The following is a 25137-nucleotide window of genomic DNA, read 5'->3' on the forward strand; positions in this document are numbered from 1 at the left end:
CTCGGGAGGGCACAGGTGTCCCACGGGCCGGACGGCGCGTCGCCGCCGCGCACTGTCGGCCAGTGGCTGTCCTGAACTGCCCTGCTATTGCCGATCACGGTGACAGGGGGTCGACAACGGCCGATACTGTTCAGCATTGTCGAACTCAACGTTCCGAAGTGGGAGGAAGCGCGATGGCGCGGAACATCCAGTCGCTCGAACGGGCGGCCGCCATGCTGCGGCTGCTCGCGGGCGGCGAGCGGCGGCTCGGCCTGTCAGAGGTGGCCTCCGCGCTCGGCCTGGCGAAGGGCACCGCGCACGGCATCCTGCGGACCCTCCAGGCGGAGGGGTTCGTCGAGCAGGACCAGGCCTCCGGCCGCTATCAGCTCGGCGCCGAGCTGCTGCGCCTGGGCAACAGCTATCTGGACGTCCACGAGCTGCGGGCGCGCGCCCTGGTGTGGACCGACGATCTGGCGCGCTCCAGCGGCGAGAGCGTGTACGTGGGGGTCCTGCACCAGCAGGGCGTGCTGATCATGCACCACGTCTTCCGGCCCGACGACAGCCGCCAGGTGCTCGAAGTCGGGGCCATGCAGCCGCTGCACTCGACCGCGCTCGGCAAGGTCCTCTCCGCGTACGACCCGGTCGCGCACACGGAAGCCGTGGACGGCGAGCGCACCGCGTTCACGCCCCGGACCGTGACCGAGCCCGCGGACTTCGAGGAGCTGCTCGACCTGATCCGCGCGCGCGGCTGGGCCGACGACATGGAGGAGACCTGGGACGGGGTGGCCTCGGTCGCCGCGCCCATCTTCGACCGGCGCCGGATGCCGGTGGGCGCCGTCGGGGTCACCGGGGCCGTGGAGCGGGTGTGCAAGGCGGGCGAGGTCCGCTCGGACCTGGTGGCGGCGGTGCGCGACTGCGCCCGCTCGGTCTCCCGTGACCTGGGCGCCGGGCGCTTCTGAGGAACCCGCGCGCCCCGCGAAAACCTGCCCGGCGTGCCTGACCAGCCACTTCACCGGCTGGCTGAAACATAACGATCATTGTGGCCGGAACATACCGGGTGGTAACGATCGGGATACCGGCCACAGAACCCTTGACGTCGCGTTAACCCCGGCGCAACACTGCCGTTCATCGGTCGGCATTGTCGAACACCTAACGGCAATACGAGTTAGAGTGTGACAACGCCAAGGGCCGCCAAGCCCTCGACGTGAGGGCGCGGACCACCGGAGTTTCCGGGGTTCGGCTTCCCCTGGACGAAGGACAAAGGAGTCGCGGGTGTCCAGCTCCGACATCTTCATCGGCGAGACCATCGGTACCGCCGTACTCATCCTGCTGGGCGGTGGCGTGTGCGCCGCCGTCACACTGAAGAGCTCCAAGGCACGCAACGCGGGCTGGCTCGCCATCACCTTCGGGTGGGGCTTCGCGGTGCTCACCGGCGCCTACATCTCCGCCCCGCTCTCGGGTGCGCACCTCAACCCGGCGGTGACGCTCGGCCTCGCCATCAAGGGCGGCACCGAGTGGAGCGACGTGCCCACCTACCTCGCGGGACAGCTGCTCGGCGCGATGATCGGCGCCACCCTGGTCTGGCTGACGTACTACGGCCAGTTCCAGGCGCACCTGACCGACCCGGAGATAGTCGGCGACCCGGCGGACAAGCCGGCCGAAGGCCCGCACAACGGCGCGTCCCAGGCGGGCCCGGTGCTCGGCATCTTCTCGACCGGCCCCGAGATCCGCAACGCGGTACAGAACCTCACCACCGAGATCATCGGCACGGCCGTGCTGGTCCTGGCCATCCTGACCCAGGGCCTGAACGGCGACGGCAAGGGCCTCGGCGTCATCGGCGTCCTGATCACCTCGCTGGTCGTCGTCGGCATCGGCCTCTCGCTGGGCGGCCCCACCGGCTACGCCATCAACCCGTTCCGCGACCTCGGTCCGCGCATCGTGCACTCCCTGCTGCCGCTGCCGAACAAGGGCGGCTCGGACTGGGGCTACGCCTGGGTGCCGGTTCTCGGCCCGCTGGCCGGCGCCGCCCTCGCCGGTGGCCTGTACAACATCGCGTTCGCCTGACCCGTACAGCTCAGAGCCGTAGAGACCTTCAGACTCCAGGAGATTCCGTGAGCGACACCCACTCCACCCAGGCCGCCTCGCACGGTCACGGTCCGTTCATCGCGGCCATCGACCAGGGCACGACCTCCAGCCGCTGCATCGTCTTCGACAAGGACGGCCGGATCGTCTCGGTCGACCAGAAGGAGCACGAGCAGATCTTCCCGAAGCCGGGCTGGGTCGAGCACGACGCCGCCGAGATCTGGACCAACGTCCAGGAAGTGGTGGCGGGCGCCATCGACAAGGCGGGCATCACGGCCGCCGACGTCAAGGCGATCGGCATCACCAACCAGCGCGAGACCACGCTGCTGTGGGACAAGAACACCGGTGAGCCCGTCCACAACGCGCTCGTCTGGCAGGACACCCGCACCGACGCGCTCTGCAAGGAGCTCGGCCGCAACGTCGGCCAGGACCGCTTCCGCCGCGAGACGGGCCTCCCGCTCGCGTCGTACTTCGCCGGCCCCAAGGTCCGCTGGCTGCTCGACAACGTCGAGGGCCTGCGCGAGCGCGCCGAGCGCGGCGAGATCCTCTTCGGCACCATGGACTCCTGGGTCATCTGGAACCTGACCGGCGGTGTCGAGGGCGGTGTCCACGTCACCGACGTCACCAACGCCTCGCGCACGATGCTCATGAACCTGCACGAGATGGCGTGGGACGAGAAGATCCTCGCCTCCATGGAGATCCCGGCGGCCGTGCTGCCCGAGATCCGCTCCTCCGCCGAGGTCTACGGCCACGCCAAGGGCGGCGTCCTGGACGGCATCCCGGTCGCCTCCGCGCTCGGCGACCAGCAGGCGGCCCTGTTCGGCCAGACCTGCTTCTCGGAGGGCGAGGCCAAGTCCACGTACGGCACCGGCACCTTCATGCTGATGAACACCGGTGACAAGCCCGTCAACTCGTACAACGGCCTGCTGACCACCGTCGGCTACCAGATCGGCGAGCAGAAGCCGGTCTACGCCCTCGAAGGCTCGATCGCCGTCACCGGCTCGCTCGTCCAGTGGATGCGCGACCAGATGGGCATGATCAAGACCGCCGCCGAGATCGAGACGCTGGCGCTCTCGGTCGAGGACAACGGCGGCGCGTACTTCGTGCCGGCCTTCTCCGGCCTGTTCGCCCCGTACTGGCGCTCCGACGCCCGCGGTGTGATCGCCGGCCTCACCCGGTACGTCACCAAGGCGCACATCGCGCGCGCCGTCCTTGAGGCCACCGCCTGGCAGACCCGCGAGATCACCGACGCCATGACGAAGGACTCCGGCGTCGAGCTGACCGCGCTCAAGGTCGACGGCGGCATGACCTCCAACAACCTGCTGATGCAGACCCTCTCGGACTTCCTGGACGCGCCCGTCGTGCGTCCGATGGTCGCCGAGACGACCTGCCTCGGCGCCGCCTACGCCGCCGGTCTGGCCGTCGGCTTCTGGCCGGACACCGACGCGCTGCGCGCCAACTGGCGCCGGGCGGCGGAATGGACCCCTCGCATGGACGCCGACAAGCGTGACAGCGAGTACAAGAGCTGGCTCAAGGCCGTCGAGCGGACCATGGGCTGGATCGAGGACGAGGAGTAATCGAAATGACCACCCTGCAGAGCGTCCCTGCCCTTGGGACGCACCCGGCCTCCGGCTCGACCCCGAGCCGCGCCGAAACTCGGGAGCAGCTTTCCAAGGCGACGTACGACCTCCTGGTGATCGGCGGCGGCATCCTGGGCATCTCCACCGCCTGGCACGCCGCGCAGTCCGGGCTGCGGGTGGCCCTGGTGGACGCCGGCGACTTCGCCGGCGCCACCTCCTCCGCCTCCTCCAAGCTCCTCCACGGCGGTCTGCGCTACCTGCAGACCGGCGCGGTGAAGCTGGTGGCGGAGAACCACTTCGAGCGGCGTGCGGTGTCCCGTCAGGTGGCCCCGCACCTCGCCAACCCGCTCACCTTCTACCTGCCCGTGTACAAGGGCGGCCCGCACGGCGCGGCCAAGCTGGGCGCGGGCGTCTTCGCCTACTCGGCCCTGTCCGCCTTCGGTGACGGCGTCGGCCACCTGCTCTCGCCCTCCAAGGCCGCGCAGGACGTGCCGGAGCTGCGCACGGACAACCTGAAGGCCGTGGCCGTGTACGGCGACGACCAGATGAACGACGCCCGGATGGCCCTGATGACGGTGCGCGCCGCCGTCGAGGCCGGTGCCGTCGTCCTCAACCACGCCGAGGTGAGCGGTCTGCGCTTCACCAAGGGCCGGGTGACGGGCGCGGACCTCAAGGACCGCCTCAGCGGCGAGGAGTTCGGCGTCAACGCGCGCCTCGTCCTCAACGCCACCGGCCCGTGGGTCGACCACCTGCGCAAGATGGAGGACCCCGACGCAGCCCCCTCCATCCGTCTGTCCAAGGGCGCGCACCTGGTCCTCAAGCGCACCTCCCCCTGGAAGGCCGCGCTGGCGACCCCGATCGACAAGTACCGCATCACCTTCGCCCTCCCCTGGGAGGACATGCTCCTGCTCGGCACCACCGACGAGGAGTTCGAGGGCGACCCGGGGGACGTCGCGGTCACCGAGAAGGACACCGCCCAGATCCTGGACGAGGCCGCGTTCTCCATCCGCGACCAGCAGTTGTCGCGCGATCTGATCACGTACTCCTTCGCCGGTCTGCGCGTCCTTCCGGGCGGTCCCGGCGACACCTCGAAGGCCAAGCGCGAGACGGTCGTCACCGAGGGCCGCGGCGGCATGCTGTCGGTCGCCGGCGGCAAGTGGACGACCTTCCGCCACATCGGCCGTACGGTGATGAAGAAGCTGGAGGCCCTTCCCGGCCGCCCGCTCGGTGACGACTTCGAGCCCATCTCCGAGCTCCCCGGCAAGCTCCCGCTGCCCGGCATAGCCAACCCGCGCGCCGTCGCCCACCGCCTGATGGTGGACGGCCCGGCGCCCGGCCCGCGCATGGCCGCCGACACCGCCAAGCACCTCGCCACGCACTACGGCTCGCTGTCCTTCGACATCGCGCGCATGGCCAACGAGGACGCGGCGCTCGCCGAGCGCATCCACCCGGACGCGCCGGAGATCTGGGCGCAGGTCGTCTACGCGCGCGACCACGAGTGGGCCGAGACGGCCGACGACGTGCTGCGCCGCCGCACCACGCTCACGATCCGGGGCCTTGCCACGGACGAGATCCGCGGCAAGGTCGACGACCTGCTCGGCAAGAAGAACTGACGTATAGTTAGTCGAGCCAGTACGCGCCGGAAGGGGCGGTTCCCACGGGGGGAGCCGCCCCTTTCGTATGCGCTCGTATACGCCGATGCGGCCGGGGACGCATAATGGGGCCCGATTCATCGGATGTATGCCCCTGCGCTGCATACCCCTGTATGGAGGTCGCCCCATGGCAGTCACCGACGAGGCCATCGAGAAGATCAAGGAAATGATCGTCTCCGGTGCGCTGCGCCCCGGCGACCGGCTGCCCAAGGAGAGCGAGCTCGCCGCCGAACTCGGTCTGTCCAGGAACTCGCTGCGCGAGGCGGTCCGCGCGCTGTCCCTGATCCGCATCCTGGATGTGCGCCAGGGCGACGGTACGTATGTGACCAGCCTGGACCCCCAGTTGCTCCTGGAGGCGATGAGCTTCGTCGTCGACTTCCACCGGGACGACACGGTCCTGGAGTTCCTGGCGGTACGGCGGATCCTGGAACCGGCGGCGACGGCGATGGCCGCGGCGCGGATCGAGGACGCGCAACTGGACGCGCTCTCCGCCCAGTTGGATGCGCTCGGCCCGAACCCGTCGGTGGAGGAGCTGGTCGCGTGCGACCTGGAGTTCCACCGGGGGATCGTGCAGAGCGCGGGCAACTCGGTGCTCTGCTCCCTCCTGGACGGCCTCTCGGGACCCACGACCCGGGCCCGCGTCTGGCGCGGCCTCACCCAGGAGGACGCGGTCTCCCGCACCCTCCACGAACACCGCGCCATCCTCGCGGCCCTGCGCGACCGCGACGCGGAGGCGGCGAGGTCGTGGGCGACGGTGCACATCGCGAGCGTGGAGCAGTGGCTGAGGTCAACACTCTGAGCGCGCCGGCCTTTAGGGGCGCGGGGAACTGCGCGATCAGCCACCGACGGCCCGCAGACAAACTCAGTCCTGCTTCTCCCCACTGGCGAACCGCGAGATCACCAGCGCAACAATGATGATCGCCCCGTTAAGGAACTGGTTCCAAAGCGCCGGGACGCCGCCCAACGTCATCACGTTGACAACAAGTTGCAGCGTCAGCACACCGGTGAGCGCACCGAAGAGCGTGCCCCGGCCGCCTTTCAAGCTGATCCCGCCGATCACAGCCGCCGCGAACACCTGAAAGATCCACCCGTTCCCCTGCGTCGCGGCGACCGAGCCGTAATGGCCCGTGTACAGAATCCCCGCGAACGCGGCGAGGAGGCCGCCGAGCGCGAGCACGACCCACGTGATCCGGTCCACCCGGATCCCCGCCGCCCGCGCCGCCTCCGGGTTGCCCCCGATCGCGTACAGCGCGCGCCCCTGCCGCAGCCAGGCGAGCGCCGCCCCGCCGACGGCGAACAGGGTCAGGCAGATCCAGACGGCGGCCGGGGCGCCCAGCCAGTCGGTCATGCCCAGATAACGGAACGACCGGGGCACATCGGTGATCGACTTGCCCTCGGTGATGCCGACATGGAGCCCGCGCAGCATGGTCAGCATGCCGAGCGTGGCGATGAACCCGTTGACGTTCAGCTTCAGCATCAGGAAGCCGTTGACCGTACCGATCAGCAGGCCCACCAGGAGGCACAGCGGGATCGCGGTCCAGGTGGGCAGCAGCCCCAGCCCCGCGAACCGGCCGCCCTCGGACGGCAGCACCAGCCACATCGCGATCACCGGCGCGATCCCGATCGTCGACTCCAGGGACAGGTCCATCCGCCCGCAGATCAGGATTAGCGCCTGCCCCAGCACCAGCAGGCTGAGCTCCGAGGACTGCTGGATGACGCTGATGAGGTTGTCCGAGGTCAGGAAGACCGGCGAGACGATGAAGCCGATCACCATCAGGACCAGGATCACCGGGACCAGCGAGAAGTCGCTCCAGCGGATGTGCGCGAGCCGCCGCAGCGGGCCGGGGTCCGCGAGATCGGCGGGCGCCGTGGTCACCGTGTCGGTCATGGCCGCTCCCCCACACCTTCCATGGCGGCGACCAGTTCCCGGTCGCTCCATTCGCTGTCGTACGCGGCGACGACCCGCCCGTGGAAGAGCGCGAGCACCCGGTCGCACACCCGCAGGTCGTCCAGCTCGTCGGAGACGATCACGGCCACTTTCCCCTCGTCGGCGACCCGCCGTACCACCGCGAGCAGCGCTTCCTTGGACTTGACGTCGACCCCGGCCGTAGGGCGCACGGCGACCAGGACCACGGGTTCACGGGCAAGGGCCCGGGCCACCACGACCTTCTGCTGATTGCCGCCCGACAGACCGGAGACCGCCTGTCCCGGGCCCTGGGTCTTGATGTCGAGCGAGGCGATCATCGACTTCGCGAACTCCCTGGTACGGGACGGGAGTACGGTCCCCCACGGCCCGAGCTGGTCGGTGACCGTGAGCGTGGCGTTCTCGGCGACCGAGCGCTGGGGCACCAGGCCCTGGCGGTGGCGGTCCTCGGGGATGTAGCCGATCCCGGCCGCGAGCGCGTGCGGCACGCTGCCGGGTTTCACCGTCCGCCCGCGCACCGACACCCGGCCCGCCGTCGCCCGGCGCATCCCGGCCAGGGTCTCGCCGAGCGCGGTGTTCCCGCTGGCGGCGGCCCCCGCGAGGCCGAGCACCTCGCCGGGGCACACGGACAGGTCCAGCGGCTCGAACTCCCCCTCCAGGGCCAGTCCTTCGGCCCGCAGGACCGGTTCGCCCTCGTTCACGGTACGGGTGGCGGCCCGCCAGGACGTGGCGGCGGCCGACTCGCCCGTCATCGCCGCCACCAGGTCGTCCTTGGCCAGCTCGGCGACCGGTGCGGTCAGCACATGGCGGGCGTCGCGGTAGACGGTGACGGCCGTGCACAGCTCGTACACCTCCTGGAGGTGGTGCGAGATGAACAGGAACGCCACGCCCTGGTCCTGGAGTTCGCGCACCTTGGTGAAGAGGCGCTGGATGCCGCGCGCGTCCAGCTGGGCGGTCGGCTCGTCCAGGACGATCAGCCGGGCGCCGAACGACAGCGCGCGGGCGATCTCCACGAACTGGCGCTGTTCCACGGTCAGTTCACGCGCGCGTAGGTCCGGGTCGACCCGCACCCCGTACTCCGCGAGCAGGTCCGCCGCCCGCCCGCGCAGCCGTCCCCAGCGGATCCGCCGGCCCTCGAACCGGTTCAGGAACAGGTTCTCGGCGACGGTGAGATCCGGGACCACCATGGACTTCTGGTAGACGCACGCCACCTTGGACTGCCAGGCCGCCCGGTCGCCGAAGGCGGGTGCGGGGGCGCCGCCGAAGGTGAGCGTGCCGGCGTCCGGGCGGTGCAGTCCGCTGAGGACACCTACCAGCGTGGACTTGCCGGCGCCGTTGCGGCCCACCAGCGCGTGGGACTCGCCCGCCCGTACGGTCAACGAGACACCGTCGAGCGCCAGGGTCGGTCCGAAGCGCTTGACGACGCCCTCGGCGTGGACGGCGGGTTCGGCTGCCATCGTCAGCTCTTCTTGCTCAGCTGGTTGGCCCAGAGCGCCGGGTCGTCCACGTTCGCCTTGGTGACCAGCGGCGCCGGGAGCTGGTCCTCGTAGCCGTTCGGGATCTTGACGATGGTGGAGCCGTGGTCCGTCGGGCCCTCCTTGAACGTCTTCCCGTCCAGGGCCGCCTTGGCGTAGTACAGCGCGTACTTGGCGTACAGGTCGGCGGGTTGGGAGACGGTGGCGTCGATCTTCCCGGCCTTGATGGCGTCCAGTTCCTCGGGGATGCCGTCGTTGGAGACGATCGTGATGTGGCCGGGCGTGCCCGGCGGTTTGAGCAGGTGCTTCTGTTCCAGGAGGGCGAGCGTGGGCTGGAGGAAGACACCGCCCGCCTGCATATAGATGCCCTTCAGGCCCGGGTGCGCGGCGAGCGTCGACTGGAGTTTCGCGGAGGCCACGTCACCCTTCCAGTCGGTGGCCAGCTCGTAGACCTTGATGGCGGGGTATTTCTTGGTCATGCATGCCTTGAACGCCTCGGAGCGGTCGCGACCGTTGATGGAGGACAGGTCGCCCTGGAACTCGGCGACCTCGCCGCTCCTTTTCAACTGCTCGCCGAGGAACGTGCAGGCCTTCTCGCCGTACGCCTTGTTGTCGGCCCGTACGACCATGTAGACGTCGCCCTTGTCGGGGCGGGTGTCGACGCTGATCACCGGGATCTTCTTCTGGTGGAGCGTGTCCAGGGTCGAGGCGACGGCTCCCGTGTCCTGCGGGGCCATCACGACCGCCTTGGCGCCCTGGTCCATGAAGGCGGTGACGTTGGCGACGAGCTTGCCGATGTCGTTCTGGGAGTTGGTGAGCGGCAGGGCCGAGATCCCGGCGGCCTTGGTGCCCTTGGAGAGGTACTGCTGGTAGGAGTTCCAGAAGTCGCTGTCGCTGCGGGGCAGGTCGATGCCCACCTTGTCGCTCCCGCCGCCGGATTCGCGGTTGCAGCCCGTCAGTGCCGCGACCGCCACAAGCGCGGTGCAGACGGCGGCGGTTGTCGTACGCACTCTCATGGTTTCGTCCTTCGTGGCTCGCGGCTCGGGCTCAGGTGGTGCTGCGGCTCATGGTGGGGCGCAGGCGCAGGCCCTGCATACCGCCGTCGACGGCCAGGGCGGTACCGGTGACGGCGGCGGCGGACGGGCTCGCCAAGTACGCGATGGCGGCGGCCACTTCATCGGACGCGACCAGCCGTCCCATCGGCTGGCGGGCCTCAAGCGCGGCCCGCTCGGACTCGGGGTCGTCCGCCCGGGCGAGCAGCCGGCCGATCCACGGGGTGTCCGCCGTGCCGGGGTTCACGCAGTTCACGCGCACCCCTTCGCGTACGTGGTCGGCGGCCATGGCGCGGGTGAGGGAGAGCACCGCGCCCTTGGCGGCGCTATACAGGGCGCGTTGCGGCAGCCCGGCCGTGGCGGCGATGGAGCAGGTGTGGGTGATCGAGACGTGGCCGGGCCGCTCGGCGGCCGCCTGGCGCAGATGCGGCAGCGCGTGGCGGGCGGTGCGGACCATGCCGAGGACGTTGACGTCGAGGACTCGGTGCCATTCGGCGTCGTCGTTGTCCTCGACGGTACCGACGGCGCCGATCCCGGCGTTGGAGACGAGCGTGTGCAGCGCGCCCAACTCGCGTACGGCCCGACCCACCGCGTCCCGTACGCCCGCGTCGTCGGTGACGTCCGCCTCCAGGGCTAGGGTGCCGTGCGGGGCGCCCTTGATGTCCCGGTCGAGCACGGCCACGCGCGCGCCCCGGGCGACCAGCAGCCCGGCGGTGGCCGCGCCGATCCCGGAGGCGCCGCCGGTGACCAGGGCGGCCATCCCTGCGAAGTCCTGTGGTGCGGCGTCGGCCGGGGTGAACTCGCGCGTCATGAGAGGACCTCCTGGGCGGGGCGGCGGGCCTGCCACTCGGGCCCGTCCGGATAGCGGTAGGCGGCCAGGGACTCGGGGCGCATCCGGGCGGAGAACCCGGGGGCTTTGGGCGCCCGGTAGCGGCCGCCCTCGATGACGGCCGGGTCGACGAAGTGCTCGTGGAGGTGGTCGACGTACTCGATGACCCGGTCCTCGCGGCTGCCGGAGACGGCCACGTAGTCGAACATCGCCAGATGCTGGACGAGTTCGCACAGCCCCACCCCGCCCGCGTGCGGGCAGACGGGGACGCCGTACTTGGCGGCCAGCAGCAGGATCGCCAGGTTCTCGTTGACACCGGCCACCCGGGCCGCGTCGATCTGCACGAAGTCGACCGCGCCCGCCTGGAGCAGCTGCTTGAACACGACCCGGTTGGCGACGTGTTCACCGGTGGCGACCTTCACCGGCTGCCCGGCCCGCACCGCCGCGTGCCCCAGGATGTCGTCGGGGCTGGTCGGCTCCTCGATCCAGTGCGGTGCGTACGGGGCGAGCGCGGCCATCCAGCGCAGCGCGTCCGGCACGTCCCAGCGCTGGTTGGCGTCGACGGCGATGCGCACTCCGGGCCCGACGGCCGCGCGGGCCAGGCGCAGTCGGCGGACGTCGTCGTCGAGGTCGGCCCCGACCTTCAGTTTGATCTGGGCGAAGCCGTCCGCGACGGCCTCCTTGGCGAGCCGGACCAGTTTGGCGTCGTCGTAGCCGAGCCAGCCCGGCGAGGTGGTGTACGCGGGATAGCCCTCGGCGCGCAGCAGCCGGGCCCGCCCGGCCCGCCCCGGTTCGGCGGCGCGCAGGATGGCGAGGGCGTCGCTCCTGGTCAGGACGTCGGTGAGATAGCGGAAGTCGACGAGCGAGACCAGCTCTTCGGGGCTCATCGCGGCCAGGAACTCCCAGACGGGCATTCCGGCGGCGGTCGCGGCGAGGTCCCAGGCGGCGTTGACGACGGCTCCGGCCGCCATGTGTGTGACGCCCTTGTCGGGGCCGAGCCAGCGCAGTTGCGAGTCATGGGTGAGGTCGTGGTGGAGGGCGGCGAGGTCGGCGGCCGTGCGCGGCGCCGGGCGGCCCACCACGTACGGCCGCAGGGCCTCGATGGCGGCGGCGGTGACATCGTTGCCGCGGCCGATGGTGAAGACGAAGCCGTGCCCCTCGGTGCGCGCGGAGCCGTCGGTGCGGAGCACCACATAGGCGGCCGAGTAGTCCGGGTCCGGGTTCATCGCGTCCGAGCCGTCGAGCTGTTCGGAAGTGGGGAAGCGGATGTCGTATACGTCGAACCCGGTGACACTCGGCCTCATGCGCGCCCCCTGTGGCTGAGTCCTGCTGAAGGTCCTGCTGGAGTCCCGTTGAAGAACTCTTGCGACGAACACCTGCTCGGACATCCGACCTCTCGCGGTCATCCGATGTATTCCGATGTATAGCGCCGGGGAAGTGCCGGAGTCCAGGGTCGGGACGGAACATTCCTCGCCGTGTTCGTCGAACAGCTCGGATGAATACGGGGTCGAGGGGCGCGTTTCCCCGGCTGCTGCCCGTTCATGCGGGGATCACTCCGGCGGGGAGAGGACCGTGCACGGGGGCTGCGGCGGGGTATGGCTGAAGCCGTAAGGTTGGGGCGTACGCAAGAGAACTTCGGAGGGAGGCACTGGGTGATCGAGCTGGAGGGAGTTCCCGAGCTGGTCGACCCGGTCATGATCGCCGCGTTCGAGGGCTGGAACGACGCGGGCGACTCCGCCTCCTCAGCGGTCGCCCACCTGGAACGCGAGTGGAAGGGTGAGGTCTTCGCCGCGCTCGACGCCGAGGACTACTACGACTTCCAGGTCAACCGGCCGACCGTGTTCCTGGAGGCCGGGGTCCGGCGGATCACCTGGCCCACCACCCGGCTCTCCGTGGTGCGCGTCGGCGGCGACAAGCCGCGCGACCTGGTGCTGGTGCGCGGGATCGAACCGTCGATGCGCTGGCGCTCGTTCTGCAACGAGATCCTGGGCTTCGCGCACGAGCTGGGCGTGGAGATGGTGGTGATCCTGGGCGCGCTGCTCGGCGACACCCCGCACACCCGGCCGGTGCCGGTCAGCGGCGTCACCTCGGACCCGGACCTGGCGCGCACGATGGATCTGGAGGAGACGCGGTACGAGGGGCCCACGGGCATCGTCGGCGTCCTCCAGGAGGCGTGCACGCACGCGGGCGTTCCGGCCGTGAGCCTCTGGGCCGCGGTGCCGCACTATGTGTCGCAGCCGCCCAATCCGAAGGCCACGCTCGCCCTGCTCAACCGGCTTGAGGACCTGATCGACCTGCGCATCCCGCTGGGCGAACTGGCCGAGGACGCGCGTGCGTGGCAGCTCGGTGTGGATCAGCTCGCTGCCGAGGACAGTGAAGTGGCCGAGTACGTCCAGACGTTGGAGGAGGCCCGGGACACGGCGGATCTGCCGGAGGCCTCCGGGGAGGCCATCGCCCGGGAGTTCGAGCGGTATTTGCGGCGGCGGGACGGTGGGCCCGGGCCTGGCCCCGGACCTGGGTCGGTGGCTGGTGGCCACGCCACGGACGGTGGTGAGTCCACGTCGTATCTGCGCGATACGGGGAGTGGGCGTACTCGGCCCCCCAAGCCCCCTCGGGAGGAGCCTGAGGATCCGGGTGACGGTGCGGGTGCGGAGTCCTCGGACGACTAAGAGCTCGGCTGGAGATGTCGTCGGTCGGCTGCGGATCGTGTGTGGCTGGTCGCGCAGTTCCCCGCGCCCCTAATGGTGCGGCCCCGACGGGCCGTATCCGGCCGGATTTGCTCGGGTTGCCCAACGTCCCATTATTTCAAACATCGTTCGCCGAACAGGGTGGACGAGTCGGCGTCGTGGTAGCAGGGTGTGCCGGGTAGGGAGCGACACGGCACCGGATGGGAGCTGCAGCGGCGATGACCGATCAGGCACTCCCGGGCCAGGGCCCCGGAACCGCGGGCCCCGGACCCGATGGAGCTGGATTCACCTATCAAGGCGCCGAGCCGGAACTGATCGTCGTCGCGCGGGCCGAGGCACGGCTCCGCGTCGACGCGCAGGGCATCGGCTCGGCCTCCGGAGCGGACACCACGGCGCTCACCCTGTTCCTCGGCGACGAACAACTCGCCCTGGAGCCCCTGTTCGGCCGCGAGGAGCGCCTTCGTGAGGAGCGGCTGCACGCGGCGGAGCGGCCCGGCCGGCCGGGCGTCGATCAGGGCACCCTCCCCGACCTGTCGCTGTTCTACCGCGTACGCGGCGGAGCCGACCGGGCCGAGGAGTTCGCCGCCCGGCTGGCCGCCCTGCCCGAGATCGAGACCGCGTATGTGAAGCCGGGGGCCGTCCCGGCCTCGTATCCGGCCCAGAACGGGGCGACGGGCGCACGGCTGAAGGAAGGCACGCCCGCCACCCCCGACTTCACCGGCCGCCAGGGCTATCTGCGGGCCGCGCCCGAGGGCGTGGACGCGTACTGGGCCTGGCAGCGGCCGGGAGGTTCCGGCGAGGGCGTCACCGTCGTCGACGTCGAGGGCGCCTGGCAGTTGGGGCACGAGGACCTGGCGGAGAAGCTCGCCGGGATCGTCGTCGGCACCCCCGTGCAGGACCTGGCGTGGCGCAACCACGGCACCTCGGTCCTCGGCGTCATCGGCGGCGACCGCGACGACAAGGGCATCACCGGAATCGCGCCCCAGGCGGTCACCGCGGCCGCGTCGTTCCGGTCCATCGGTACGGCTGCGGCGATCCACGCGGCCGCCGAACGGCTCTCCCCCGGCGACATCGTGCTGATCGAACTGCACCGGCCTGGGCCCCGGTTCGCCTATGAGCAGCGTGACGACCAGGCCGGGTACATCGCGATCGAGTGGTGGCCGGACGACTTCGCCGCGATCCGCTGGGCGACCGCCAGGGGCGTCCTGGTGGTGGCGGCCGCGGGCAACGGCGCGGAGAGCCTCGACGACGCGCTGTACGAGCGGCGGCCGGAGCGGTTCCCGGAGACCTGGCGCAACCCGTTCAACCCGTCCAACCGGTCCTCCGGCGCGGTCCTGGTCGGCGCGGGCGCACCGCCGCCCGGCACCCACGGCCGCGACCACGGCCCGGACCGCTCACGGCTCGCGTTCTCCAACTACGGGGCGCGGATCGACGCCCAGGGCTGGGGCCGGGAGACCACCACGACCGGCGGGTTCTGGGACCGGGCCGGTGAACTCCAGGGCGGCGCCGAGGAGATCGCCTGGTACACGGACACCTTCTCCGGTACGTCCTCGGCGGCCCCGATCGCGGCCGGCGCCCTCGCCTGCCTCCAGGGCATGCTGAAGGCGGCCCACCTCGCGCCGATGACCCCGGAACGCGCCCGTGAGGTGCTGCGCTCGACCGGCTCGCCGCAACAGGACGCGCCCGGGCGGCCCGCCTCGCAGCGCATCGGCAGCCGCCCCGACATCAAGGCGGCCGTGACCCGGCTGATGCCCTCCACGGTCGGCACCGGCCAGGCCGAGCGGTACTGGGACGAGCTGATCCCGTACCCCCATGAACTGCCCCCGAGGCTCCGGCTGTTCGTCGCCGGGGCGTGGCGCAACCTCAACGACCCGGCGCCGGAGCTGCGTCAGGCGGTGCACTCCGCCTTCGCGCAGGGCCGCCCCGACGTGCGCGTCTGGTTCTCGGACGACGAAGTCGTCGGCCTGGTCGTCGCGGGCTGAGCGTTCCGTACGCCGGCCCACCAACCATCCAACCCAACCCAACCCACCCATGACCGACCCACGCATCGACACAGGGAAGGTGACACCACCATGAGCACCACCCCGCAGATGAGTCAGCAGCAGTACGGTCAGCAACAGGGCTTCCCGCAGGCCCAACAGGGCTACTCCCAGGGCCAGCAGGGCATCCCGCAGCAGGGCTACCCGTACGGCCAGCAGCAGGGGTATCCGCAGGGTCAGCAGCAGGGCCCGAACACCTCGCCGCCGCAGATCCAGCAGCAGCTCCAGCAGCTCGGCCAGCAGCCGCCGTTCCAGCAGCTGCTCCAGCAGATGGGCGGCATGCAGCAGGGTCAGCAGACCCAGCAGCCGCTCGTGCTGCCGAGCGCGGTCGAGGCCGCCACGATCACCAGCGGCATCGCCACCAAGTTCTGGGACGTGGTGACCCCGCTGCCCGGCCAGCCCTCGATCCTGTACCTCTTCATCGCGGGCAACTGGCACCCGCTGGTGAACCCGAACCAGGTCACGCATGACGCGGTCCAGGAGGCGTTCGCGTTCGGCCAGCAGGTCATCGGGTTCTACGACACCAAGACGGGCGCGATCCAGGCCGTCGTGGTGAACCGGCAGTAGGGGAACCCGGCAGTAGCGCCGACCGCACGCAGAAGGCGCCGGGTGGGGCAGTGCCCACCCGGCGCCCGGCCGTGCGTATGCGAAAAAGCGTTTATGCGTGAGGGTTACAGGGCCACGCCGAGCAGTGCGTCGACGGCGCGCGAGACCACGCCGGGCGCGCCCTCGTCCGTACCGCCCTCACTCTGCTGGTGGGCGGCCCAGCGGTCCACGGCCAGGAGCGCCGTCGGGGCGTCCAGGTCGTTCGCCAGGGCCTCGCGGATCTCCTCGACCAGCGCGTCCGCGGACGGCCCGTCGGGGCGGGAGACGGCCGCGCGCCAGCGGCCCAGCCGCTCGGCGGCGTCCTGGAGGACCTGGTCGGTGTACTCCCAGTCGGCCCGGTAGTGGTGCGAGAGCAGCGCGAGCCGGATCGCGGCCGGGTCGACGCCCTCGCGGCGCAGGGTGGAGACGAAGACCAGGTTGCCCTTGGACTTCGACATCTTCTCGCCGTCGAGCGCGACCATGCCGGCGTGGACGTACGCCTTGGCCATCGGGAACTCGCCGGTGAGCACCTGGGCGTGGGAGGCGCCCATCTCGTGGTGCGGGAAGACGAGGTCGGAACCGCCGCCCTGCACGTCGAAGCCCATGCCGAGGTGGTCCAGGGCGATGGCGACGCACTCGATGTGCCACCCGGGCCGGCCGGGGCCCAGGCTGGCGCCGTCCCAGCTCGGCTCGCCCTCGCGGGCGGCCATCCAGAGCATCGGGTCCAGCGGGTTCTTCTTGCCGGGGCGCTCGGGGTCGCCGCCGCGCTCGGCGGAGAGCCGGCGCATGGCCTCGGCGTCCAGGTGGGAGACCTGGCCGAAGTGGGCGTCGCTCTCCACGGAGAAGTAGATGTCCCCGTCGAGTTCGTACGCGGCGCCCGCGTCCCGCAGGCGTTCGACGAGCGGGACGATCCCGGGTATCGCCTCGACCGCGCCGATGTAGTGCTGCGGCGGAAGCATCCGCAGCGCGGTCATGTCCTCGCGGAAGAGGGCGGTCTCGCGCTCGGCGAGCTCGGTCCAGTCGTGCCCGTCGCGGATGGCCCGCTCCAGGAGCGGATCGTCCACGTCCGTCACGTTCTGGACGTAGTGAACCTGCCGCTTGGTGTCGAGCCACACGCGCTGAACGAGGTCGAACGCGTTATAGGTCGCCGCGTGACCCAGGTGGGTCGCGTCGTACGGGGTGATGCCGCAGACGTAGATACGGGCGACGGGACCGGGGTCGAGGGTGACCAGACCGCCGGTCGCGGTGTCGTGGATCCGGAGGTCGCGGCCCTTGCCGGGCAGGGCGGGGACCTCAGAAGCGGGCCAGGCATGCATGTCTTGAGCGTAACCGGACGCACGCTCCATATTCGAACCGGATCCGCGCACTTGGCCGAATGACCCCTCTTGCGCGGGATCCGGTTCCATGCAGGGCGGGCACATATCGGGCGGACCGGTGGCCTGCCGCTACACCGGCGGCCACGGAATCGGCGGCCACTCCCCCGACGGACTGCGGTGCACACCCTCCGCCAGCAGCGCCGCCACCCGCTCGCGCAGCGCCTCCACCTCGTCCGCCGTGATCAGCTCGGCGAGGCGGGCGGCCAGCGGCTCGCCGGGGGCCAGCGCGGCGGCGAGGCCGGTCAGCGCCCCGACCGCCTCGTCCGTCAGCGGCTCGCCCGCCCAGCCCCACAGCAGGGTCCGCAGCTTGTCCTGGACGTTGAAGGTGACCCCGTGGTCGATGCCGTACAGGTGCCCGTCCCCGGTGGGCAGCAGATGGCCGCCCTTGCGGTCGCCGTTGTTGATCACGGCGTCGAGCACCGCGAGCCGCCGCAGCCGCTCGTCGTCGGCGTGCACGAGCAGCGCCGTGCGGCCCTCGCCGACGTCCGCGAGCCCGACCGCCTTCCAGCCCTCGCCCGGCTCCTCGCCGTCGACGAGCGCGAGCAGCCCGTCCCCCTCGGGGTCACCGTCGGGCACCTCGATCCACAGCTGGACCATGCCCTCCCCGTACGGCCCGTCGCGCAGCACGGTCGCCGGCACCAGGTCCCAGCCGAGCGCCGCGCAGACCTCGTACGCGGCGACCTCGCGCTGGGCGAGCGTGCCGTCGGGGAAGTCCCACAGCGGCCGCTCGCCGGCGACCGGCTTGTAGACGCAGTGGGCGCTGTGCCCCTCGTACGAGACGGAGCAGTAGAGCACCGCGTTGGACGCCTCGCGGATTTGGCCGCGGACGGTGAGCTCGCCCTTGGCGAGCAGGTCCACCGCCGTCAGGCTCCCCGTCGGTATCCGTTCTGGCGCGGGCATACGTGTCCTTCCGGGTCGAGCGGCAGGCTGCACAGCGGGCACGGCGGGCGGCCCGCGTTGACCACGTCGAGGGCGCGCTTGGCGAACGCGCGGGCCTGCGCGCCGGTCAGGCGCACCCGCAGCATCGGCGGACCGTTCTCGTCGTCCTGGAGCAGCCGCTCCTCGGCCTCCGCGAGGTCCTCCTCGGAGTCGGCGTCGAGCTCGACCAGCGCCTGCGCCTCGATCACCATGCGCTGTTCCTCGCCGTCCCAGGCCAGCGCCATGGTGCCGACCCGGAACTCCTCCTCGACCGGCGAGTCGAGGGGGGCGGTGTCGGTGACGTCGGCGGGGGCGACGGCCGGGACGGGCGCGTTGCCGCCGGTGCGGCGCACGACCTCGTCGAGCAGCTCGTCGATCCGCTCGGCGAGCGCCGCCACCTGGGTCTTCTCCAGGGCGACGCTGGTGGTACGGCTGCCCGCGGACGCCTGGAGGAAGAACGTCCGGCGTCCGGGCAGCCCGACCGTGCCGGCCACGAAACGGTCCGGCGGGTCGTAGAAGAACACCTGACGGGGCACGTCCTGGTCTCCCTAGGTCGGATGGTGCGATCGGTGCCGGGCCGCCGGGCGGAGCGCGGGTTTTCGGCCCGTCCACCCTACTGCGCCCGGCGATCACGGTGCTCCCGCGCCACCCCCGACCTCGGCATCGCTCGTGGCGGGCGACTCCTTCGGGGCGAGCGCGCCGAGGTCGCCGGTCTCGCCCAGGCGCACCAGGAACGGGCGCAGCCGGGTGTAACGGATCGCGGTGAGGGAACACGGTTCCACCGAGATCCGCTGAAAGAGGTCGAGATGCATACCGAGGGCGTCGGCGACGATCGACTTGATGATGTCGCCGTGGGAGCACATGACGAACACGGCGTCGGGCCCGTGGTCCGCGTCCACGCGCGCGTTCCACTCGCGTACCGCCTCCACGGCGCGGGTCTGCATCGCGCGCATGGACTCGCCGCCGGGGAACGCGGCGGCCGACGGGTGCTGCTGGACCACTTCCATCAGCGGGTCGTCGGAGAGCTCGGCGAGCTTGCGGCCCGACCAGTCGCCGTAGTCGCACTCGCTGATCCGCTCGTCGGTGTGGAGCGCGAGCGAGGGCCGGGCGTCGAGGAGCGGCCGCAGGGTCTCCTGGCAGCGCTCCAGGGGGCTGGAGACGACGGCGGCGAGCGGCAGGGCGGCGAGCCGGTCCGGCAGGGCGGCGGCCTGCGCGGCGCCGCGCTCGTCCAGATGGACACCTGGGGTGCGCCCGGCCAGCAGGCCGGAGGTGTTGGCGGTGGAGCGTCCATGACGTACGAGGATCAGCGTGGCCATGCCCGCCAGGGTAGGCCGAGCGGACCGCAGGGGTGCGGGCGGTGCCGCTTCGCGGAAGAATGCGCGCCGTGATCGTCGACTGCGCCATCTACCGGGACGGCCGCCGCACGGAGGGCCCGCCCGACTACTCGGACGCGCTCGAAGAGGCCCGGGCGGCCGGGGACGCGTTCGTGTGGCTGGGCCTGTACGAGCCGACCGAGGACGAGTTCGACCTGGTCAGCCATGAGTTCGGGCTGCACGCGCTGGCCGTGGAGGACGCGCTGCTCGCCCATCAGCGGCCCAAGCTGGAGGTGTACGACGACTCGCTGTTCGTGGTCCTCAAGCCGGTCTCGTACGAGCCGCACAGCGACACCGTGACCACCGGGGAGCTGATGCTCTTCATCGGCGACTCGTTCGTGGTGACGGTCCGGCACGGCGAGGGCTCGCCGCTGCATGCCGTGCGCAAGCGTCTGGAGGCGGAGCCGGAGCTGCTGCGGCACGGTCCCACGACCGTCCTGTACGCGGTGAGCGACGCCGTCGTCGACCACTACACGGAGGTCGCGGCCGAGCTCCAGACGGACCTGGAGGAGCTGGAGACGCAGGTCTTCGCGCCCGCCGGCAGCGATGGCAAGGGCCGCACGCAGCACAACGGGAGCACGGTCGCCTCGCGGATCTACACCTTCAAGCGGCAGGTCCTCGAATTCCGCCGGGCCAGCGTCCCGCTCGCCGAACCGATGCAGCGGCTCGCGGGCGCCGGGGTGCCGTTCGTGCACGACAAGGCGCAGCCGTTCTTCCGCGATGTCAGCGACCATCTGATCCGGGCCAACGAGGGCGTGGAGGGCCTGGACCGGCTGGTCTCGGACATCCTCTCCGCCCATCTCGCGCAGATGGGCGTGCGGCAGAACGACGACATGCGCAAGATCTCCGCCTGGGCGGCGATGGCGGCCGTCCCGACGATGGTCGCGGGGATCTACGGCATGAACTTCGACCACATGCCGGAGCTCAAGTTCGTCTGGGCGTATCCGGCGGTCCTCGCCCTGATGGCGGCCCTTGAGATCCTGCTCCACCGCACGTTCAAGCGCCGGGGCTGGCTCTGAACTCCCGTAACAGCGAAGGGTTCACGCGAACTCGGGCGCGCGCGTGGCCGGTCCGCCGAGCGCGTCGCGCCGCTCGGGCATCGTCAGGCTGACCATGCGCCGCCAGCCTGCCGCCCGCTCGTACGCGTACACGCCGTGGATCCCGGCGGCCAGCGCCGCGGACTTGGCCTTCGGCCAGCGCAGGATGCGGCCCATGTGGTCCATCACGGCGAGGCTCACGTCCCGGTAGACGCGGATCTCGGCGAGCGCGCACTCGCGCAGCACGCGCTGGATGGTGCGCCCGTGCCCGGCGTACGCGAGCCGCAGCAGTTCCTCGTGGCAGTACGCGAGGTGGTTGTCCTCGTCGGCGCTGATCATCCGGATCGCCCTGCCCACGTCCGGGTGATCCCCGAAGTACCGCACCAGCATCACCATTTGGTCGGACGCCCGCTGCTCGGTGACGCGGCTGTGGGCGAGGTAGGTGACGATGTCCTGCTCGGTGAGCGGCTTGTCGTCGCGCAGCAGTTCATGGGCGAGGCCGATGCCGCTGCGCTCCAGGAGCATCGTGTAGTCGGTCTCCGCCGGGACCGGGACGGGGGTCAGGCCGCGCTTCTTCAGGAGCGCGTTGAAGATCCGCCCGTGCTTGTCCTCGTCGGCGCCGTGCCGGGCGATCTTGGGGGCGAGGTCGTGCTGCTCCGGCGGGACGAGCGCGGAGATCCGGCCGTTCTCCCAGCCGCCCTGGGTCTCGCCGCTGGCCGCGATCGAGCAGAAGAGCCGGAACGACTCGTCGTTGTCGAGGATCTCCTGGAACAGGCTCTTGGCCGAAAGCATCGCCGTACCTCCGCATGACTCCCGCACAGACATCTGCAAAGAGCAAGTCAAATACGGGGGACAGAACGGGGCAACAGGGGCCTCGGCGGACTAGGCCGAACGAAGGAGCGCGCGGAGGTGTGTCCGCCCGTAACCCGACCGACGCGCGGAGCGTTGTTCGGGATGACGGCCGTGGCGGGGAAGACCCCCCGAGCCCCCACCACGGCCGCAGACTTTCCTTCGTACGACTGCCGTACGACTACGCCAGACCGGCGCGCTCCAGCGCCTCGGTGCCCGCGCGCAGGGCCGCGATCCGCTCGTCGAGCGTGAAGCCCGCAGGCGCCAGGGTGAGGGTGGTGACCCCGGCGGCGGCGTAGGCCCGCATCCGGTCGGCGATGCGCTCCACCGAGCCGAGCAGCGTGGTGGAGTCGATGAGCTGCTGCGGAATGGCGGCGGCCGCACCCGTCTTGTCGCCGGACAGGTACTTGTCCTGGATCTCGGCGGCCTCCTTCTCGTACCCCATGCGCTGCGCGAGCTGGTTGTAGAAGTTCTGCTTGCGGCTGCCCATGCCGCCCACGTAGAGCGCGGTGTACGGGCGGAACATGTCGGCGAGCGCGCTGACGTCGCTGTCCGCGCCGAGCGCGAGCGGCAGCGTCGGGCAGACGTCGAAGCCCTCCATCGTCTTGCCCGCCTTCTCGCGGCCCGCCCGGATGTGGCGGATCGCGGTGTCCTCCAGGTGATCGGCGGACGGGAAGATCAGCAGCGCGCCGTCGGCGATCTCGCCGGTCTGCTCCAGGTTCTTGGGGCCGATCGCGGCGATGTAGAGCGGGATGTGCTCGCGCTCGGGGTGGACGGTGAGCTTGAGCGCCTTGCCGGGGCCGCCGGGCAGCGGCAGCGTCCAGTGCTCGCCCTCGAACGACAGCCGCTCACGGGTCATCGCCCGGCGGACGATCTCCACGTACTCACGCGTGCGGGCCAGCGGCTTGTCGAACTTGACGCCGTACCAGCCCTCGGAGACCTGCGGGCCCGAGACGCCCAGGCCCAGGCGGAAGCGGCCGCCGGAGAGCGAGTCGAGGGTGGCGGCGGTCATCGCCGTCATCGCGGGCTGGCGGGCCGGGATCTGCAGGATCGCCGAACCCACGTCGATACGCTCGGTCCTGGCGGCCACCCAGGCCAGTACGGTCGGCGCGTCCGAGCCGTAGGCCTCGGCGGCCCAGCAGACGTCGTAGCCGAGCCGGTCGGCCTCCTGGGCGACGGCGAGGTTGTCGCCGTCCATTCCGGCGCCCCAGTAGCCGAGGTTGATCCCGAGCCGCATGGCGGTCCCCTTACTGATCAGTAACGTCCCTGTGCCGGGGACTCTAGCGCGCGGGCGGTCGCCGCGGCAGGCCGCAGGCGGCTCCGGTCCGGTCCGGGGCGCGTGCGACCGTGCGGGCGCCGGTTGTCCACAGGCTCTCACCGGTCGGCGCCGGGGACAGTACTCTCAGCGCCCATGGAGCAGAGGCACCTGGGCCGTACGGGCCTGCGCGTATCCCGGATCGGGCTCGGCACCCTCACGTGGGGCCGGGACACCGACGAGCACGACGCCGCCGATCTGTTGAAGGCGTTCTGGGAGGCCGGCGGCACGCTGGTCGACACGGCGGACGTGTACGGGGGCGGGGACGCCGAGTACCTGCTCGGGCAGCTGGTGGAGCGGCTGGTGCCGCGCCGGGACCTGGTGATCGCCACCAAGGCGGGCAGCGTGCCCGACCCGGACCGCCGCTTCGACGGCTCGCGCGGCCATCTGCTCGCCGCGCTCGACGAGTCGCTGGAACGTCTCGGCACGGATTACGTGGACATCTGGCACGTGCACGCGTTCGACCCGGCGACCCCGCTCGACGAGACGCTTCAGGCGCTGGACCTCGCGGTGAGCAGCGGTCGCGTGCGGTACGCGGGCGTGTCCAACTTCTGCGGCTGGCAGCTCGCGAAGGCGGCCACCTGGCAGTTGGCCGGGCCGGGCGTCCGGACCCGCCTTGCCAGTACGCAGATGGAGTACTCGCTGCTCCAGCGGGGTGTGGAGCGGGAGGTGCTGCCGGCCGCGCTCGACCTCGGGATCGGGCTGCTGCCGTCCTCGCCGCTGGGGCGCGGGGTGCTGACGGGCAAGTACCGCAACGGCACCCCGGCCGACTCGCGCGGGGCGTCCGAGACCATGGCGCCGTTCGTCGCGCCGTATCTGGACGAGGCGGCGAGCCGGATCGTCGACGCGGTGACGATAGCCGCGGACGGCCTCGCGACGACGCCGCTGCAAGTCGCGCTCGCCTGGGTCCGGGACCGGCCCGGGGTGGCCGCGCCGATCGTCGGCGCGCGCAACGCGCAGCAGCTCGCGGCGGCATTGTCAGTGGAGACGCTTAGTCTTCCAGACGAGATCTGCCGGGCGCTCGACGATGTGTCGGCGCCCGTGCACCGCTATCCCGACCAGGACTGGAGCACCTTGTGACCGCGCTTCCCCCGGGGACGTCCCCCGGAACCCCGGCCGAAGGCGCCTTCGGCGCCGAGAACGGTGTGGCCGAGGTGGCCGAGGAAGCCGTCACGGCTGACGGCGCCGACGCGTCCGCCGACACCCCCGAAGGCACGGAGGATCCGGCTCCGGCTGCCGCGGGCGAGAACACGGCGGAGACGGGCGACGGCCCGGCCGGGGAGAGCGCCGCAGGCGAAGGCGCGGACGAGGCGGGTCCGGCGGCCGCGGGCGCCGACGCGACCGAGGGCGGCGGCCCCGACGTGTCCGACGCTCAGGCCGAGTTGGCGGCCCAGCGCGAGCTGCGGGCGCGGATCGAGGCGCGCAAGGCCGAGAAGGAGGGGCCCGTCGAGGCCGGGACCAAGCTCAGTGGCCAGGCCGCCGACCTGCTCGCGGCGGTACGGGCGGTGGAGAGCGGCGAGAAGTCGGGCACGGCCTTCTTCGCCGCCGCCCCCGCGCCCCGCCGCCCCGCTCCGTCGACGGCGCCCGCGCCCGTACGTACGCAGGTGCCGCAGCCCCCGCGCGCGGCGGCCGGACCGGAGGCGCTTACTGCGGCCCGGGACGTGCTGACCGAAGGCGGCGCCCCGGATTCCCTCGCTCCGCAGGTCACGGACGCCCTGGGCGAGCAGGCGGCCGAGGTACTGCGGGCCGACCCCTGGCAGCTGCTCGCCGTCCCCGGGGTGCGGCCCGAGCAGGCCGACGGCTTCGCGCGGGCGCTGCTCGGCGCCGGATGCGGCCCGGACGACCCGCGCCGGGCGGCCGCGCTGGTCGGCTGGGTCCTGGAGCACGCGTCGGTCCAGGGCCACACCGCGCTCCCGGTCGAGGCGGTGAAGGCGGCCCTGGCCGAGCGTTCCGTGCCCGAGCCGGACGAGGCCGTGCAGCACGCGATCACCGAAGGCGTGGTGCTGGTCTTCCAGGACGGGGTGGCCGCGCTGGACGGCGAGGAGAGCGCCCCGGACGACGAGACGGACGAGGACGAGGACGAGGCGGAGCGTGCCCCCGTCGAGGTGCTGCTCGGCCTCGACCGGTACGCGCTCGCCGAGGAGAGCCTGGCCGACGGCCTGGCCCGGCTGGCCAACGCCCCGGTGAAGGACGACGGTTCGGAGTGGACGGACGCGGCGGCCTCGGCCCCCTCGCCGTCCGCCGCCGAGCTGATCCGGGCCGTGGCGGGCAACGGCCTGGTCACCCACTCCGGCGGCGAGGCCGCCCGCGCCGAATCGGCCGCCGTGGTCGCCGCCGCGCACGCTCTGGGCCTGCGGGCGGCCGCCGCCGCGCACAGCCGGGACG

Annotated in this window: 22 protein-coding genes; 11 read left to right on the top strand and 11 right to left on the bottom strand. The window is 71.5% G+C overall.

The window, feature by feature from the left end:
- Positions 1-173: 173 nt before the first annotated feature.
- The 5 genes from BG418_RS00890 to BG418_RS00910 all read left to right on the top strand — a co-directional run bounded on the left by BG418_RS00890 (position 174) and on the right by BG418_RS00910 (position 6092).
- Positions 174-938: an IclR family transcriptional regulator gene (locus tag BG418_RS00890; protein ID WP_188271658.1), complete on the top strand. Its 765-nt coding sequence runs from the start codon at positions 174-176 to the stop codon at positions 936-938.
- Positions 939-1251: 313 nt separating this feature from the next.
- Positions 1252-2043, top strand: coding sequence for an MIP/aquaporin family protein (locus tag BG418_RS00895; protein WP_188271659.1), 792 nt, complete (start codon positions 1252-1254; stop codon positions 2041-2043).
- Positions 2044-2090: 47 nt separating this feature from the next.
- Positions 2091-3638, top strand: a complete 1548-nt coding sequence (glpK, locus tag BG418_RS00900) for a glycerol kinase GlpK (RefSeq protein WP_188271660.1) — start codon at positions 2091-2093, stop codon at positions 3636-3638.
- A gap of 5 nt (positions 3639-3643) precedes the next feature.
- The gene (locus tag BG418_RS00905; RefSeq protein ID WP_188271661.1) at positions 3644-5254 is read left to right on the top strand and encodes a glycerol-3-phosphate dehydrogenase/oxidase; all 1611 of its coding nucleotides are present in this window, start codon (positions 3644-3646) and stop codon (positions 5252-5254) included.
- A gap of 166 nt (positions 5255-5420) precedes the next feature.
- A complete protein-coding gene (locus BG418_RS00910; protein WP_188271662.1) occupies positions 5421-6092 on the top strand; it encodes a FadR/GntR family transcriptional regulator in 672 nt (223 codons plus the stop codon).
- 63 nt (positions 6093-6155) lie between these two features.
- Here BG418_RS00910 and BG418_RS00915 read toward each other — a convergent pair whose 3' ends face one another.
- The 5 genes from BG418_RS00915 to BG418_RS00935 are packed head-to-tail and all read right to left on the bottom strand — an operon-like array spanning position 6156 to position 11877.
- On the bottom strand, positions 6156-7181 hold the full coding sequence (locus BG418_RS00915) for an ABC transporter permease (RefSeq protein ID WP_188271663.1): 1026 nt from the start codon (positions 7179-7181) through the stop codon (positions 6156-6158).
- Positions 7178-8674 carry a sugar ABC transporter ATP-binding protein gene (locus tag BG418_RS00920; RefSeq protein WP_188271664.1) on the bottom strand — a complete coding sequence of 499 codons (1497 nt, stop codon included), beginning with the start codon at positions 8672-8674 and terminating at the stop codon, positions 7178-7180. Before BG418_RS00920 ends, BG418_RS00915 begins: the two co-directional genes overlap by 4 nt.
- A gap of 2 nt (positions 8675-8676) precedes the next feature.
- Positions 8677-9708 carry a sugar ABC transporter substrate-binding protein gene (locus BG418_RS00925; protein ID WP_188271665.1) on the bottom strand — a complete coding sequence of 344 codons (1032 nt, stop codon included), beginning with the start codon at positions 9706-9708 and terminating at the stop codon, positions 8677-8679.
- A gap of 31 nt (positions 9709-9739) precedes the next feature.
- Positions 9740-10555, bottom strand: coding sequence for an SDR family NAD(P)-dependent oxidoreductase (locus BG418_RS00930; protein WP_188271666.1), 816 nt, complete (start codon positions 10553-10555; stop codon positions 9740-9742).
- The gene (locus tag BG418_RS00935) at positions 10552-11877 is read right to left on the bottom strand and encodes an enolase C-terminal domain-like protein (protein WP_188271667.1); all 1326 of its coding nucleotides are present in this window, start codon (positions 11875-11877) and stop codon (positions 10552-10554) included. The genes BG418_RS00930 and BG418_RS00935 overlap by 4 nt, the downstream gene beginning before the upstream one ends.
- Positions 11878-12225: 348 nt before the next feature.
- On the opposite strand from BG418_RS00935, the gene BG418_RS00940 reads away from it, so the two are divergent.
- The 3 genes from BG418_RS00940 (at position 12226) to BG418_RS00950 (ending at position 15866) form a co-directional block, all read left to right on the top strand.
- Positions 12226-13242: a PAC2 family protein gene (locus BG418_RS00940; protein WP_188271668.1), complete on the top strand. Its 1017-nt coding sequence runs from the start codon at positions 12226-12228 to the stop codon at positions 13240-13242.
- Positions 13243-13478: 236 nt separating this feature from the next.
- Positions 13479-15242, top strand: coding sequence for a S8 family serine peptidase (locus BG418_RS00945; protein ID WP_188271669.1), 1764 nt, complete (start codon positions 13479-13481; stop codon positions 15240-15242).
- Between the two features lie 90 nt (positions 15243-15332).
- A complete protein-coding gene (locus BG418_RS00950; protein ID WP_188271670.1) occupies positions 15333-15866 on the top strand; it encodes a hypothetical protein in 534 nt (177 codons plus the stop codon).
- A gap of 104 nt (positions 15867-15970) precedes the next feature.
- Here the strand turns inward: BG418_RS00950 and mshC are convergent, their stop codons facing one another.
- The 4 genes from mshC to BG418_RS00970 form a co-directional block, all read right to left on the bottom strand.
- A complete protein-coding gene (gene mshC / locus BG418_RS00955) occupies positions 15971-17200 on the bottom strand; it encodes a cysteine--1-D-myo-inosityl 2-amino-2-deoxy-alpha-D-glucopyranoside ligase (protein WP_188271671.1) in 1230 nt (409 codons plus the stop codon).
- A gap of 129 nt (positions 17201-17329) precedes the next feature.
- The gene (locus tag BG418_RS00960; protein WP_188271672.1) at positions 17330-18160 is read right to left on the bottom strand and encodes an SCO1664 family protein; all 831 of its coding nucleotides are present in this window, start codon (positions 18158-18160) and stop codon (positions 17330-17332) included.
- Positions 18124-18714, bottom strand: coding sequence for a DUF3090 domain-containing protein (locus BG418_RS00965; protein ID WP_188271673.1), 591 nt, complete (start codon positions 18712-18714; stop codon positions 18124-18126). Before BG418_RS00965 ends, BG418_RS00960 begins: the two co-directional genes overlap by 37 nt.
- 93 nt (positions 18715-18807) lie before the next feature.
- On the bottom strand, positions 18808-19494 hold the full coding sequence (locus tag BG418_RS00970; protein WP_188271674.1) for a histidine phosphatase family protein: 687 nt from the start codon (positions 19492-19494) through the stop codon (positions 18808-18810).
- Between the two features lie 59 nt (positions 19495-19553).
- On the opposite strand from BG418_RS00970, the gene BG418_RS00975 reads away from it, so the two are divergent.
- Positions 19554-20570, top strand: coding sequence for a magnesium and cobalt transport protein CorA (locus BG418_RS00975; protein ID WP_188271675.1), 1017 nt, complete (start codon positions 19554-19556; stop codon positions 20568-20570).
- Between the two features lie 21 nt (positions 20571-20591).
- Here BG418_RS00975 and BG418_RS00980 read toward each other — a convergent pair whose 3' ends face one another.
- Both BG418_RS00980 and BG418_RS00985 read right to left on the bottom strand, forming a co-directional pair.
- Positions 20592-21380: a ferritin-like domain-containing protein gene (locus BG418_RS00980; RefSeq protein WP_188271676.1), complete on the bottom strand. Its 789-nt coding sequence runs from the start codon at positions 21378-21380 to the stop codon at positions 20592-20594.
- Between the two features lie 238 nt (positions 21381-21618).
- A complete protein-coding gene (locus tag BG418_RS00985; RefSeq protein WP_188271677.1) occupies positions 21619-22674 on the bottom strand; it encodes an LLM class F420-dependent oxidoreductase in 1056 nt (351 codons plus the stop codon).
- Positions 22675-22848: 174 nt separating this feature from the next.
- Here BG418_RS00985 and BG418_RS00990 point away from each other — a divergent pair, with 174 nt between their 5' ends.
- Entirely contained in the window at positions 22849-23832 is a 984-nt protein-coding gene (locus BG418_RS00990) for an aldo/keto reductase (RefSeq protein ID WP_188271678.1), read from the top strand.
- Positions 23829-25137: helix-hairpin-helix domain-containing protein (locus tag BG418_RS00995; RefSeq protein WP_317453452.1), on the top strand; the 1309-nt coding region annotated here is incomplete at its 3' end. The genes BG418_RS00990 and BG418_RS00995, both read left to right, overlap by 4 nt.

It is taken from the genome of Streptomyces sp. CBMA152 (genome assembly GCF_014596475.1).
Taxonomy (GTDB): domain Bacteria; phylum Actinomycetota; class Actinomycetes; order Streptomycetales; family Streptomycetaceae; genus Streptomyces.

Excerpts from the sequence above, each read along its gene's own strand:
- BG418_RS00910 (WP_188271662.1), top strand. The coding sequence starts at position 5,421 with ATGGCAGTCACCGACGAGGCCATCGAGAAGATCAAGGAAATGATCGTC.
- BG418_RS00905 (WP_188271661.1), top strand. The coding sequence starts at position 3,644 with ATGACCACCCTGCAGAGCGTCCCTGCCCTTGGGACGCACCCGGCCTCC.
- BG418_RS00925 (WP_188271665.1), bottom strand. The coding sequence starts at position 9,708 with ATGAGAGTGCGTACGACAACCGCCGCCGTCTGCACCGCGCTTGTGGCG.
- BG418_RS00975 (WP_188271675.1), top strand. The coding sequence starts at position 19,554 with ATGCGCGCCGTGATCGTCGACTGCGCCATCTACCGGGACGGCCGCCGC.
- BG418_RS00920 (WP_188271664.1), bottom strand. The coding sequence starts at position 8,674 with ATGGCAGCCGAACCCGCCGTCCACGCCGAGGGCGTCGTCAAGCGCTTC.
- BG418_RS00915 (WP_188271663.1), bottom strand. The coding sequence starts at position 7,181 with ATGACCGACACGGTGACCACGGCGCCCGCCGATCTCGCGGACCCCGGC.
- BG418_RS00990 (WP_188271678.1), top strand. The coding sequence starts at position 22,849 with ATGGAGCAGAGGCACCTGGGCCGTACGGGCCTGCGCGTATCCCGGATC.
- BG418_RS00945 (WP_188271669.1), top strand. The coding sequence starts at position 13,479 with ATGACCGATCAGGCACTCCCGGGCCAGGGCCCCGGAACCGCGGGCCCC.
- mshC (WP_188271671.1), bottom strand. The coding sequence starts at position 17,200 with ATGCATGCCTGGCCCGCTTCTGAGGTCCCCGCCCTGCCCGGCAAGGGC.
- BG418_RS00985 (WP_188271677.1), bottom strand. The coding sequence starts at position 22,674 with ATGCGGCTCGGGATCAACCTCGGCTACTGGGGCGCCGGAATGGACGGC.
- BG418_RS00930 (WP_188271666.1), bottom strand. The coding sequence starts at position 10,555 with ATGACGCGCGAGTTCACCCCGGCCGACGCCGCACCACAGGACTTCGCA.
- BG418_RS00950 (WP_188271670.1), top strand. The coding sequence starts at position 15,333 with ATGAGCACCACCCCGCAGATGAGTCAGCAGCAGTACGGTCAGCAACAG.
- BG418_RS00970 (WP_188271674.1), bottom strand. The coding sequence starts at position 19,494 with ATGGCCACGCTGATCCTCGTACGTCATGGACGCTCCACCGCCAACACC.
- BG418_RS00980 (WP_188271676.1), bottom strand. The coding sequence starts at position 21,380 with ATGCTTTCGGCCAAGAGCCTGTTCCAGGAGATCCTCGACAACGACGAG.
- BG418_RS00960 (WP_188271672.1), bottom strand. The coding sequence starts at position 18,160 with ATGCCCGCGCCAGAACGGATACCGACGGGGAGCCTGACGGCGGTGGAC.
- BG418_RS00890 (WP_188271658.1), top strand. The coding sequence starts at position 174 with ATGGCGCGGAACATCCAGTCGCTCGAACGGGCGGCCGCCATGCTGCGG.
- BG418_RS00935 (WP_188271667.1), bottom strand. The coding sequence starts at position 11,877 with ATGAGGCCGAGTGTCACCGGGTTCGACGTATACGACATCCGCTTCCCC.